12 protein-coding genes and 1 pseudogene are annotated in these 14022 nt (G+C 36.3%); 1 reads left to right on the top strand and 12 read right to left on the bottom strand.

The features are described from left to right. The first annotated feature begins 114 nt into the window (after nt 1-114). Nucleotides 115-684 (top strand): Uma2 family endonuclease, encoded by a 570-nt coding sequence (locus EZY12_22640; GenBank protein QSX67466.1) that lies wholly within the window; start codon nt 115-117, stop codon nt 682-684. Here EZY12_22640 and EZY12_22635 read toward each other — a convergent pair. From EZY12_22635 to EZY12_22580, 12 genes and pseudogenes are all read right to left on the bottom strand, one after another. Next, a complete protein-coding gene (locus EZY12_22635; GenBank protein QSX67465.1) occupies nt 681-1466 on the bottom strand; it encodes a glycosyltransferase family 2 protein in 786 nt (261 codons plus the stop codon). The genes EZY12_22640 and EZY12_22635 overlap by 4 nt on opposite strands. Before the next feature lie 23 nt (nt 1467-1489). After that, nucleotides 1490-2144: pseudogene (locus EZY12_22630) on the bottom strand (methyltransferase domain-containing protein). Between the two features lie 54 nt (nt 2145-2198). Continuing rightward, nucleotides 2199-3371, bottom strand: coding sequence for a glycosyltransferase (locus EZY12_22625; GenBank protein ID QSX67464.1), 1173 nt, complete (start codon nt 3369-3371; stop codon nt 2199-2201). Further along, nucleotides 3368-5152 (bottom strand): asparagine synthase (glutamine-hydrolyzing), encoded by a 1785-nt coding sequence (gene asnB / locus EZY12_22620; GenBank protein ID QSX67463.1) that lies wholly within the window; start codon nt 5150-5152, stop codon nt 3368-3370. The genes EZY12_22625 and asnB overlap by 4 nt, the downstream gene beginning before the upstream one ends. A gap of 289 nt (nt 5153-5441) precedes the next feature. After that, the gene (locus tag EZY12_22615) at nt 5442-6278 is read right to left on the bottom strand and encodes a Uma2 family endonuclease (GenBank protein ID QSX67462.1); all 837 of its coding nucleotides are present in this window, start codon (nt 6276-6278) and stop codon (nt 5442-5444) included. A gap of 77 nt (nt 6279-6355) precedes the next feature. After that, complete coding sequence (locus EZY12_22610; GenBank protein ID QSX67461.1) at nt 6356-7510, bottom strand: glycosyltransferase; 1155 nt, start codon at nt 7508-7510, stop codon at nt 6356-6358. Next, on the bottom strand, nt 7507-8892 hold the full coding sequence (locus EZY12_22605) for a hypothetical protein (protein QSX67460.1): 1386 nt from the start codon (nt 8890-8892) through the stop codon (nt 7507-7509). Before EZY12_22605 ends, EZY12_22610 begins: the two co-directional genes overlap by 4 nt. A gap of 4 nt (nt 8893-8896) precedes the next feature. Beyond that, the gene (locus tag EZY12_22600) at nt 8897-10108 is read right to left on the bottom strand and encodes a glycosyltransferase family 4 protein (GenBank protein ID QSX67459.1); all 1212 of its coding nucleotides are present in this window, start codon (nt 10106-10108) and stop codon (nt 8897-8899) included. Nucleotides 10109-10270: 162 nt separating this feature from the next. Continuing rightward, entirely contained in the window at nt 10271-11272 is a 1002-nt protein-coding gene (locus EZY12_22595; GenBank protein QSX67458.1) for a glycosyltransferase, read from the bottom strand. A gap of 22 nt (nt 11273-11294) precedes the next feature. Continuing rightward, nucleotides 11295-11981, bottom strand: coding sequence for a methyltransferase domain-containing protein (locus EZY12_22590; GenBank protein QSX67457.1), 687 nt, complete (start codon nt 11979-11981; stop codon nt 11295-11297). A gap of 65 nt (nt 11982-12046) precedes the next feature. Beyond that, nucleotides 12047-13162, bottom strand: coding sequence for a glycosyltransferase family 2 protein (locus EZY12_22585; protein ID QSX67456.1), 1116 nt, complete (start codon nt 13160-13162; stop codon nt 12047-12049). Beyond that, complete coding sequence (locus EZY12_22580; protein QSX67455.1) at nt 13152-14018, bottom strand: FkbM family methyltransferase; 867 nt, start codon at nt 14016-14018, stop codon at nt 13152-13154. Before EZY12_22580 ends, EZY12_22585 begins: the two co-directional genes overlap by 11 nt. Between the last annotated feature and the right edge of the window lie 4 nt (nt 14019-14022).

The raw sequence follows: 14022 nt of genomic DNA, 5'->3' as shown, positions 1-14022 counted from the left end.
TCTGCTGGCAGCAGTGCTTTCACTATCACTAATTAATATTACACAACTGCTGTGAAAAATTCCCATAAAGCACTATAAATTCACCTTCGTAAATTGCCAATAGGAGGAACAGAAATGACAGTTGCAACGGTTAAAAAGATGACCTTTGAGGAATTTCTTAATTATGACGATGGTACGGATGCTTTATATGAATTGGAAAACGGAGAATTAATCCCTATGCCTTCAGAAAGTGAGTTAAATTGTCGGATAGCGATGTTTTTAGTTGCCTGTTTTCTAAAATTAGGTATTCCATATTATCGGTTGAGAATGAAAACAGAAATAGCTGTAAATAGCCGTCAGGTGGGGGTGCGTGTTCCTGATCTAGTGGTGTTTTCTGAGGAGTTAGCTAAGATTATGGAAGGAGCTACGCGCTCTCTGATTTTAATGGATATGCCACCCCCTGTGTTGGTAGTTGAGGTGGTGAGTCCAAATCAGGAAAATCGGGATTATCGTTATAAGCGTTCTGAGTATGCTGCACGGGGAATTGCTGAATATTGGATTGTTGACCCCATTGCCCAAAAGGTGACAGTATTGGAATGGGTAGAGGGTTTTTATGATGAGCAGGTATATGTGGGAGATCAGGATATTGTATCCCCTCTGTTGGCTGATCTGAAGTTGACTGTTGCTGAGGTTTTAAAAGGTTAACATTCCTCTACGGATTTTGAATTCAATTTTTCAGCTTCTATTATATGTATACTCAGGAGAATTTCTGCTAAAACTCGCTGAAATGTATAATACCAACCATGCCAACCATCAAGAATACTGCCTTTAAGGATCAGACAATAGATGAGAATGACTAAGGGCGCTAGAATTTTCTTCTTGCGGATGCGATCGCCTAAACTAAGTTCATGATCTGGTGTTTCTAGGAGTTTTTTGCTTTCAATTACCATATAACGGTCTTGCGCCCATAGCCAGCGACTTAAAGGTTTACGATCATCATGGTGAATGTATGCCGATAATTGATTAGATTTACCTTCGACGACAACTTTATGAGCGTGTCCATCATTTTGATAAATTGCTTTTTCCCTGTTGTAAAGTACCTTTCTCGGTGGGAGTAAAGTCCCACGTAAGGGTTTACCAAAGACGCAGTATTTGAATCTAATACTATAACTGTCTATATCAGAGTCTACTGATAGTGCTTTGATTTCTTTAATTAAATCATCAGTTAATATATAATCTGCATCTATTGATAGTACCCATTCAGATGTAATTTTCGCTAATCCATAGTTACATTGACTAGCAAAGGAATCAAATTTTCTTTGAAATACTTCTACTTGAGGATAGGAAGACAAAATTTCTAATGTTTTATCGGTACTATAACTATCAATTACAACTATACTCTTTGCCCAGGTGAGATGTTGGAGAGTATAATTAATATTAGGTTCTTCATTATAGGTAAGGATGAGGGGAGTAATTTTTTCCAGCATCAGGATATTTAAATAAATTCTTGTTATTGAATTAGGGTACTAGAACACAGCATGGATTTCCAAAGATAGGGTAATCTACCTGCAAACTTAAACTTGATATTTGTATAGTTTTCAGAAACAAGTAAAGCCGTCATAGTTGGTACAGAAAAGAATTTGATATGACCACCATCCCAAAGAGCGGTAAAATGGTTGTCCATTTTCCCTGTAGTTGCCATAATTAGATTTTTCAGATAACCATGATAAGGTGTGGTGAGTATTAAACCACCATTGGGTTTGAGGCATTTTTTGGCACTTCTGACTAATTCTTTAGGATAAAATAAATGCTCAACTACCTCAACAGAAATCACAATATCAAAGTTGTCTCCTAGTTCGGAATATGGTAAATCGTAAATGCTACCTTGAATAAAGCGACAATTGGGAAAAGTTTGATTAGCCAATTTTACACCTGATTCAGATTCTTCAACACCAACAACCTCATAACCCTGCTGTGCTAGAAAATTGCTTAAGCTACCATTACCACAGCCAATATCTAAAATCCGAGGTTTTTGGTTAATATTATTGGGGGGGGGGTAGCATTTCTGACATCATTTCCATAAGTGGTTTCAGCAAATAATCATGATGATGTCCAGCTTGACTATTTTGATAAGAATATTCGTATTGGTTAGGAGTTGAAGTCATATTATTCATATCCACTGTTATTTATGATTTATGTTTACTAAAAGTTGAAGTAAGTTAATTATCAATAATACCTTTATACACGGAAACCATTTTTAATGCTACCCTATCCCACGTATAATTGTCTAGGATAAATTGACGAGCGATATCGCCCATATTTTTTGCATCTTGAGGATTATCTAAGAAATATTGAATAGCAGTAGCTATCTTATCTACATTAAGTTCTGTAACATAACCAATTTGCTGTTGATCAACAATATCAGATAAAGCGACACCGGGTGTAATTATAACTGGAGTACCAGCAGCTAGAGATTCTAGAACTGATATACCAAAGTTTTCGGAATAGGAAGTTAAAGCAAATAAGTCTGCTCCTTGCATCAATAAATCCTTGGTTTCCCCTGTGATAAATCCAGTAAAATGGGTACGGTTCTGAATTCCCTTAGCAACTAAAAGTGATTTAATTTCATTTTCATATTCTGCATCACCGCTACCTGCTAAAATAAATGTAAATCGGTAATTAGCTAATTTTCCTAATGCGGGAATTAAGTAATCTAACCCTTTTTTGGGATGTAAGCGCGATAAAAATAAGATAATTGGTTCATCTACTGGTAAATTAAATTGTTCTCGCAGCCGTTGATAAGCATCAGGAATTATAGCTGGAATCGAAAGTCCGTGAGGGAGAATAAAACTTGGAGAGGTTAAATTTAATAATGAAGCTTCTTTTTGTTCGGCTTCAGAAGTAAAATGAATGGATTGACTATGATTAAGATTAGCTCTTTCTATAATTCTTAGATATGTTTGCTTTTTTCTAGCACTTTGCTGTAGAGACCATGTACACAGTTGTCCTAGAGGACGAACGATATAAGGAATTTTTTGCATCCGGGCGATCGCCATTGCTATAGTAGAACTATAAGAAAAAATAGCATGAATGTGTAACAAGTCATAATTACGAATATTTTGCCATAACCAGATAGTTAATTCTCTAGAAAAAGCAAACTCTCTCAAAGCGTGGATAGGGGGAGAAAACCGAGGAAAGAACCAAATGGGAACTTGTTCATAATCTGTACATTTCCCCAAAGGGACATTTAATAAATCCGGTCCATTGTCGTTAGTTGTGGCAATTTCAGCCTCAATATTTAAATTGTTTAAGGCTTTAACCATTTCTAAAATTGCCTGACTAGGACCGCCGCGAACAGTCGCAACAGAGGGAATTATATGGAGAACTTTCATGATTTAATCTGCTCCCACCAATGTTTCAATATTGCTAAACTCCAACGACGATACCAAGAATTAATGGGTATATTTGGGGGTATATTTAGGTTTTGGAAATAATCACCAAATTCACTATTCATCCAACTTTCAAAAGGAAAAGAAAAGCCTTTTTTGGGTCTATTTATTACCCAATCAGGTACTTCTATAATTGCTTGGGTTAAAAGTTTTTTCCCCTGCGCTAAACGAATACTACTAGGAATTGGTGCAACAGTTTCTAATAAAACTTTATCTACAAAAGGCACTCGTAATTCTAAACCCCAGTTCATACTCATTACATCGCTATCTCGTAGTAATTGATTACGCATATAGCGGCTTAATTCTAAAAAGCTAACTTCATCTTCTGGAGTATTCTGATTACCGTCTAATTGCTGTTGATAAATAAAACTTTCTCCTAATAACTGTTGAATAATTATACAAGCTTCTTCATGAGAGAAAATACCTCGAAAAGTACGGTAAGCAGCGTTAAAACTCGGAGGTTGTTGGAGAAAATTACCTAATCTTTGCATTTTTGGTGAATTTCCCCAACGTTCCAAACCTATAGCTAAACCTGTACTCAAGAAAGGTAATATCTGCAATTTTTGACTCCATGCCACCATCTGAGGCACTTTTTGAAAAGACTGGTATCCACCAAAAATTTCATCTCCACCTAAACCAGATAATACTACTTTCATGCCATTGTCATGGGCAACTTTAGAGACACAAAATGTATTAAAGCCATCAATACTCGGTTGATCAATTGCTTTGAGAAAGTCTGGTAATATTCCCTTAGCAAAAGAAGATGTAACTTGATATTCTGTATGTTTTGCCCCAAAATGATTAGCGATTTTTGCAGCTAATTCTCCTTCATTGTATTCTGATTCAGCAAAAGCTATGGAGTAGGTAGATAATTGTGATTTTTGGGTTTGGGTTGCTAAAGCAAGAATAGTTGTAGAATCAATACCACCACTGAGAAAAATTCCCACGGGTACATCACTAATAAAATGATGTTTAATAGAATCTAATAAAGCTGTACGGACTATTTCTTGTGCTTCTGGAGGGGAAATTTTTTCAGGAGTAAAATTTATTTGCCAATACTGTTTTTTCGTAGTATTTCCATTTTCCCAAAATAGCCAATTTCCAGCAGCTAAACCATGAATATCAGCAATTAAGGTGTATGGTTCGGGAACTGAACCAGTAGTTAGATAGCCATATAAACCTTCCACACTCATATTAATTGCTGGTAAACCAGATGCTAAAACTGCTCTGAGTTCAGAAGCAAATACCAAATTTGAACCAGATTGCCAATAATAAAGTGGTTTAATTGCTAAATGATCACGAGCTAAAAAACAAGTTTTTTCTAAATCATCCCAAATTGCAAAAGCAAACATTCCCCGTAAATGCTGAACACAATCAGAACCCATTCTTTGATAGAGTTTAAGAATTACTTCTGTATCTGTTTGGGAATAAAATTTTTCACCTTGGGAAATGAGATTTTCTCGTAGTTCTTGAAAGTTATATATTTCTCCATTGAAAGTAATTAAATATCGTCCGTCACTGGTAGACATTGGTTGATGTCCAGCGGGACTAAGATCAAGAATTGAGAGACGAGTATGGGCTAAAGCTGTTTGTTTATCAGTTGAAATGTAAATACCTGCATCATCTGGACCACGGTGTTGCAATGCAGTTTGCATTTTTTTGATTTTTGCTTCTAAATTTCCATTATTGGGATTTAGATTAATAATACCTGCAATTCCGCACATAGTTAATCTTTATACATACATAAATGGATGGGAATTCAATCATTGTATTTAACCACGAATTAAGTAGTCGTGCAAAATTAATTGAACATTTTAAAAACCCCTAAACCAATTAATTTTGTAGGGGCAAACCCCCTGTGGTTGCCCCAAATACCGGGGTAGGCACGGGGGCGCTACCCCTACATTAAATCTAAATCATTTTATATAATTAATTTTGCCTGCCTACTTACATATATATTTACGACAGTATTACAGATGGGGAATTTATTCCCCAGTTTGATGCCAAAACACTTTAAATGTCATCTAAATTCACTCCCAAAGCCCGCAATTTTTCAGCTAATTTATCTGCTCGTTGTTTCTCCTGTTCTGCGCGTTGTTTCTCCTGTTCTGCTCTTTCAGCAAAAGTAGGAATCCAATCACCATCTTGATTGTACCAACGTAACCACAAACCTTCTGTATCTTGATATTTTCCTGTCCAAACTCCTACTCCTAATTCCAATTCAGGAAACCAGAATTTTGGCTCTACAAGTTCTACCGCTTGATATCTTGTACCAACCAATTGAAATACTCGTAATTTATTTTCATATCTGTCAAAAATAACATAATATGGCGATCGCAAATACTGTTCATAAGCTTGCCATTTTGTGGGGGGTTTATTCGCACTTCTTAATGTTTGTCCTAAGTCTTCTGCTTCCGTACCTGGTGATAATAATTCTACTATTAAAAATGGAGCTACTACTTCCTGCCAAACTACATAACTCCAGCGCATATCCTCCTGTTTTTCAGAAGCAGCCACACCTAATACCAAAAACCAACCAGGTCTTTTATACCACGAATAATGACGACCATCATAATATAAATTTAAATCCGTACCAATGAACATTTCCTCCTTGGGATAAATAGGAGATTGACAGGTTTCTCGTAATAATTGAGGTTGAAAGTCATGAAATTCGTCTGGCAAACCTGGCTCCTCTGGATTTTCACTAGGTAAATCATACATAGTTGGCATGGTTTCCCATACTGGACGCGGATGAATTGTGGAGTCTAATTCTTCTTCATTGACATCCTCACTAGGTAAATCATCCATAGTTGGCATGGTTTTGTGAGCAGGCGCTTCACTTTGATACATGATTAATTATCTCCTATGTTTCATCGCCTCCACCAAAATTATATCAGACCGAGAATTTATGCCCTGGTTTCCTACCTTCATAATCGGTGCAAATATCCAGCCAAAGTTTTCTGAAACTGCTCAAAACCAAAGGTGTCAATGACCGCTTGACGTAGAGATTGGGGTTGATACATTAATGAATGAGGATATGTACGTTGAAGAATATGGGTAATAGTTTGAGCAATTTCATCCACATCATCAGGATTAACCAATGCGCCCAGTTTACCATGACAAAGAGCATCAATTGCCGCATCTTGATTACTGCCGAGTACGGGTTTACCACAAGCTAATGCTTCTAAATAAACTATACCAAAACCTTCGCCTTTGCTGGGCATAGCGAAAATATCACAGAGATTGTAGTAATCACAAAGTTCAGCGTCGGGAACAAATCCAGCTAAAGTGACGCAGTTTTCTAATTTAAATTCGGTAATTAATTGGTCAATTCTCGATTTATCATCTCCTTTACCAACAATGATGTAATGAACATCGGGAATCAGGTCACGAATTTTTGGTATGGCTCGAATGATTTGGTCATAGCCTTTATACTGTTCTGAAGCTGATAATCTAGCTACTGTTAAAATAATTGGTTGTTTAGGTTTAAGTTGATATCGGTCTAATAAATAGGTCGGTTTTGGTGCGGGTTTAAATTTAGAACTATCAAATGTGTTGTAGAGTATGGAGACTTTTTCCGGGTCAAGGTTTTGTTCTTGCAGGAGGCGATCGCGTGTGTAACCGCTAACTGCTAAAATGCGACCAGCATGATGTAATCCCTGTTGTAATTTAGGGTTGTCAATGTTCCAAGCATCTACACCATGAGCAATTGTCCAATAAGGAATTCCCCGAAGTTGTTTTAATTGATTAGCTACTGGAGTAAAATTCAAGTGAGTAGAGATGATTAAATCAGGACTTTGTAAAATTCCCCGTCCAAATAGTTGAGCCGCAAAAGCAGGAGTTCTCAGTGATAATGGAATTGTTCCAGTGCAATGGAATTTAGTTGAGGCTACAGTAGTAAAATTAGGAGTAGGTTTTTTATCATGCTTAATAAATACCCGATAGTCAGAATTAGGGGAGATATTTTGGATAGCTTGGCGGAAAAAAGCCGAGTAGGTTTGGATTCCACCTGTAAATTCAAATAAGTTGGGAAACCAGAGGTGGAAACGATGTTTTAGTTTAAAGCAACTTTGATTTTTCATTGATGTTCATTATTAAGTTGCCGCAATTTTAACTTTGAAGATTTTGTCAGGATAAATCTTCTAATGAGAATCATTAACACTGCTGAAGCCGCAAAAGAAGCTGTAACTTCTGTTAATGCACCCCCAGGCTGAAGCATGGACAACCCCGGTAAAAACCAAGAAGCAAACCCTAACCAATTGCCACACAATAATTTATAAGCTGCCGTGATATCAACAATTCTGATGATTACCCCAAAAACCATAAAGCCGATAAAAACCCCTATAGACCCGAAATTGAGATAGAATTCTAAAACTTGCCCCACACCCACACTAGTACCAGCCCCAAAGGTTTGTCCTGTATATAAAGTAACAATTTTTCCACTACTGTTCCCGCTGCCACCAAAGCTAGGTTTGTCAGGCCATAGAATTCGAGGAATAGGCGCAGTCATTGCTTCTAATAACGTTGCACCCAAAGCATAACTTGCTTGTCCACTATTAATGTACTCAATAGATTTGCCAACAAGTCCATTTTGATTTAGCCTTTGGTCAATGGCTTCTAAGTGTAATTGGTTAGTCAAATCAATGATTTCAAAGTTGCTAAAGGTATTGACCATGCGTTCATATTTTGCTTCTAAACCCTGTCCTCCCCATACTGTGGCTCTAATTTCTGCTCTATCTCTGAGGTAGGTAACAAATACAGATAGTCCTAAAGCGAATACCAAAAATCCGGTGATTAAAATATGCCAACGGGGACGATAAAAAGTGGATATAAAAATGAGGATAACTAGGGTAGCCGCAGCACCATAACCAATAAAACCGAGGAGGTTAATAGTAATTAGGGGTATACTACAACTGGCAGCCAGCCAGAAGAAAAAAGCTTTTTTATCTTGCTCATACCATGCTTTCCAACAAGCCAAACATAATGATACAACAAATAGGTAGACCCCTGATGTACTAAAACCCTGAAAACCGGGGAGACGACCAATAGTAGGAGCGATAATCAGCATGAAAAAGAACCCTAGTTGTAGCAACTGTTTGGGTAATTGCAAATCAGGGTTTTGGGGAACTTGTCTGAGCCAACTTGGTTGAAATGTGCGTAGTATCCAGTAAGCTAAAATGGTGCTACCTAAACCAAAGCCCATGACACCATAGACGCTTTCGATGAAACCAGCGGAAACTTGAGCATAGGAAGCCCCTGATTGCCGCAAGTATCCGCTTTTTGCGTTATACCAAGGTAAAGCGTAAATAAGTCCCCCGAAAAAATGAATCATTGACAGGGATAATAGGTAAGCAAGGGGTAAACCAACGCTAGGAACTTTCCGACTCCACTGATCGCGGATTACAGCCGCACATATTGCTACCCAAATCACCAACCAGATAATTAACTCAGAGCGATTTTCCATGAAGTTACTTTTGTGCTTTGTCTAAATAATCTCTCACAATTACAGTAAAGTCCTCAGCAACATTAGTCCAGTCTCTAGGTTGAAAGTCTTCATATATTTTGTTGACCATTTGTGCTAGTTCTGGGCGATGTTCGTGACACCATTTTAGCCTGTCTATAAAGGCATCTGGACTGCGAATGGGTAACACCCAGCCTGTTTCATTTTCTACTATGATATCCGGGGCTGAACAGTTGGTGGTAGAGATAATTGGTAAACCTGCCGCTTGTGCTTGGGATAGCACTACCGCATAACCATCTTCTATGGTAGTAAATATGAATATATCTGCTGCTCCATAGTATGGAGGTAGTTCTGACTGCGGTTGTTTAGGAATAAATTTAATATATTGATTATTGGTTTTATATAAAAAATTTGCATCATCTCCTATTGCACCAACAAATGTAAATTGGAAATCAGAACCAGCATTTTTAGCGATTTCCACAAAATCAATCGCGCCTTTTCGCAATGAGAAAGTACCAACCATTAACACTTTTAATGGTTCTCCAGATAAAATTCTTTGACACCGAGCTACAATTATATTTTTCTGGGGACGAAACAAGCTCAACTGAGCGCCAAGGGGAAGGATTCTTAATTTTTTTGGTTCAATCCCTTCCTGAATAAAAGATTGATAAGCAAAAGATGAAAGCACAATAACTAAATTTGCTAATTGATATTCCCTTTCTTCTCTGGCTATAATCCAATCATCAGGTTGATCTATTTTTATAGGTGATTTTACTAATAAATTTACACGAGTTTCTTCTGCTACTAATAGTTGTTTTTGAGTTCTAATATGAGCAGAACCTCTAACTAAAGTTTTTAAAGTTTTACCGCTAGATGGTATGGATTGAAATAATTCTTCGGCAATACCGCTAAAGCAATGAATAATATGATAATCTGCTTTCGATATATTTCTAGCAGCCCATTTAGAAAATAAGGAGGAAAATAAGGGTTCAAAACTAGGGATAGGTAAGAACTGATTTAATTTGTGAAAGATTCGGCTACAAATACCATGTAATAAAAAACTACGAACATGAACTTGAGGAATACCAAATTTTTCGACAATATATTTAGGATAATTAGTCAATAAAGTCACTTCGTGTCCTTGCTTTATTAGTTCTCGTATTAAATCAAAGCTATGAAAGCGACCATGGACAACAACGGCTATTTTTAGTGGGGTCATAAATAGAATAAGTATCTCTATATAGAATTATCTAATGTCCAGGGAATAAATTCCCTGTCTCATAGCTAAAGTCGGTTAAAACCGACTAATTTCGATTATCAATATTTTCCAAATTTTCCAGTCTCCCCCCTTGGTAAGGGGGATTAAGGGGGGTATTTCTCTTTAAATAGACAGCATGGTTTTTAGTCTATCTTTATAAGTATGATGTCCTTGAGTGATTAGTAAATGGGCATTTTGGGCTAACCGTTGGCGTTCTTGGTCGTGATTTAAGAGCCAATGGGTTTTTTCTAACATTTCTGAGATTGTATTAAAGTAAATAACTGCTTCACCTTCTTGACCGAAAATTTCCCGATGTTCTTGAGTATCTTCAGTTAACATACATGAACCAATGGCCGGGACTTCAAAGGTTCTCATGCAGTTACCATCACGATTTGCTTTTCTGACTAAACATAGGGAAATTTTAGCACCACCAATGGCTAATCTCAGGGTAGGAACATCTGCTTGACCTTGAGTATGGGCTTTAGTTTCCGGGTATTTTTCCCAATAACTGCCATATAGGGCTAAATTGATGCCCGATTTTATTAAAGCGCTCATATAAGGAACGCGATCGCAGTCTGCCCCTCCTGCAAAAACAACATCGGGAACGGTTGCATCTAGGTTGATGTTAGATGGGTCTTCGGGATAGAATAATTCATCATCATAACCAAAGGGTAGATATTCTACTCTCGGACAACCTGCGTTCAGCAGGTCTTGTATATTAGCACGACGGGGGGAAAAAACAACGTCGTAATCAGGTAAGGCTTTTAAAAACCAGGGTGCATAGTGAGCGCGGTTAAAAGGATCATCGGTGAGGAAGTTGAACCGTTTAATTCCCATTTGACCAATTTGCTGTAAGGCTAAATGGTTAATAGCAGCTATTCCTGTAGTTAATAGCCATTGTGGTTGAAGGTTGACACATTCTTTAACTATATTTTGGCTAAATGTATGTAGCCTTGATGGATATCTACCTCGTAGATGCCAATTAATGGTTTTTAGCCATTTAGGCGCTTCATAGGCCAGACGATTATGGTATAAGACTGGATCTAGATTTAATTTAAAGGCTGCTTTTAGCAAAGCATCACCGATATTAGTTCCTCCAGAACCGCCAACTAAAATTAAGCCCATATTAGGAACAAACAAATAAGATTTAGTTAACTGGTTTTATCGCTTCAATATATATTGAAGGAATACCTTCTTTTGTAAACTCTACTTCATGAATTTCTGGAATATATGAACTCACTGCATAAGAAGAATCACAAATATTAATAAACCCAGCATCAGATATAATTTTTCTTAAAGATAAAGAATCATACATATATTTATGTTGGTGTGGATAGCCTTGAATTAAATTAAAAAATTTCTCTAAAAAATTTCTATCTGTTGAATATGTTCCTTCTTGATGTAAATTTAGTGAATATAAAAGTTCCTTGTAAGCATCTTGCTCTCCAGTTTCATATTTCTGAATATAATCTTTAGATAATTTATATAAGTCGGGAACAATTATCCTAATAACTCCACTAGGTTTAATTACACGATATGCTTCTTGAATAAAAAGTTTAGCCGTTACCAAAGTTAAATGTTCAAAAACGTGGGACGCATAAACAACATCAACACTATCAGAGGTAAATTTCCAGCGTTTATTTAAGTCCATGTAGATAGCATTACTTGAACTGTAAGAGGTTCGATTATAAAGCTTTGTAAGTATAAAACTTATTAATTGCATTTTCTGTAACAAGCTATTAAGAGAGCAATCAGTGTTAATCCAATTATCTGGTCTAGTTTGACCACAACCCAAATTTAAGAGGGTTCTTTTATTATTAGCTATCGTCTTCATTGATATAATCTCCGTATTATTCATTGGGTTTAAAAGATTTTTCGGTTTTTTCTTATCAGCAAAAACTAATCTAGTAATGAGTTGCTTAATGGAGCAACTTGTTTGCTCGAAAACATAGATTTGGACAATGAAAATAATATTCCTCGTAATTGATCAAATAGTTTTATTGGCAGAATCAAGCCTATTGCACAAATAATACTGTATAGACAGTAAAGTTTAATTATTCTTAACCATCCCAATTTTATTTTAAGAAAAGTATTTTTAGGATGAATACCAAGACAGATACCAAGGGAATATTTCCAGGACTGAACACGACGATATTCAATTATCCAAAAAGGATAGGTAAATAGATATAATTGCAGAAAAATTGATTCTATGATTCTATCGCGGTTAGATTTGTCCAGATAGGGAGAAATTGCATCTGCTACCACTTGGCCAATTAACACCATTGGTAATTTTCTCTCGACAATTGGGCAAGGATTCAATACAGGTCTTTTGGCATAACTATCAACGCTTTCACTGGCTATGTGAATATCTTTTCTCACGGCTGACATCTTCAGTTCTAAGAGAGAAGAACCACTGGCTATAATTTTAGAAACTAAATACATTTGGTACATTTCTGAACCATCCCATTTATCTGTATAACAGTCCTGTGCTTTGACTCTATCAATAATTACACCTGTGACAAAAGCAACATTCCTAAAGTGAGTGGCAGCAGTTTCTACCCCAGCATCAAATAATTGTGATTGACGAAGACGTTGATTCTTTTGTCCAGTTTGCCAGTCTTCATAGTTAGTAATAATGACTCCCGGTGAATCATATTTTTGCATTTCTTGATATATTTCTTCCAGGGTAGTAGATGAAGCTAGACAATCATCATTACCATGTAGAAAGCAATACGCACCTTTAGCTAAAGCAATACTTCCACGGATATTGCCATCATATCTCAGATTTTTTTCCTGTCTTTTGTAAATGAAAGATAAGCCTGAATTTTGTAAGTATGCAATTAATTCTTGCTCACGACCATCATTAGATTGATCATCAGAAATACACACTTCAAAGTTTTTGAATGTTTGCTGTGCTAGAACTTTACAAGCTTCAATTAAAAATGAAGTGCGATTATATTGAGGAATACAAATAGAAAAAAACGGATTTTCTCTATACTGATTTTTAATTTCCATGTTTAACTCCTACTAACATATCTGAACCGTCTTTTAAAATTGAATCCAATGGTTTACCACCTTTAACAAAATCAGTTAATCTCCAAATTGTATATCCAAAATCTATCAAGACTCTTTGCGAGTCACCAATATTACCTTCGGGTTTTCTAGCTTCTGCCCAATCACAAAACTCAAACAATATAATAGGTGCATTGGGTGAATTTAACAACTTTTCAGCTCCTTGAAATACAGATGCTTCATATCCTTCTACATCAACTTTTATGAAATCAACTTTATCTATTTTTTCATCCTGAAGGATACTATCTATAGTCTTGGTTTTTAGCTGAATAGGAGAACTATGAAATTGTGGAGCCAGAGAACCCATACCAAACTTATCCGTAGGCACTTCATAAAACGGAACTGTCTCATTATCCCGTTCAGTAGCAGCCAACTCTAAAGTTTTGACATTATTGAGTCCATTGGCTTCTATATTCTGTTGAAGATATGGAAATATTTTAGGTGATGCTTCAACTGCAATTACTCGACCATTTTGTTTGAGAAATTTAGCAGCAGTAATCGTAAAAACACCTATATTAGCACCGATATCTAAAAAAACGGCATTTTTAGGTAGTTTTTGCAACATTAATTGAATTGAATCTGGTTCATAAACCCCATTAATTAATAAAGCAAAACCAACAGGTTCTTGTAGGCTAGGAATAATATATTGGCAACCATCATGAGCTGTTAAACTTACATTTTTTGTGTCTAATGACTTGCCTAAAATAAATCTAGCTAATCTATATTTTCCCCGAAATTTAGGTAAAAAGCGAAATATAGGGGCAATAAAATCGAGCTTAATCTTTGTTGTATAATCCATATAT

The organism is Dolichospermum sp. DET69, from assembly GCA_017355425.1.
Classification (GTDB): Bacteria; Cyanobacteriota; Cyanobacteriia; order Cyanobacteriales; family Nostocaceae; genus Dolichospermum.
The sequence above is the reverse complement of the archived record's forward strand: the minus strand, read 5'-3'. Positions and strand labels throughout refer to the sequence as shown.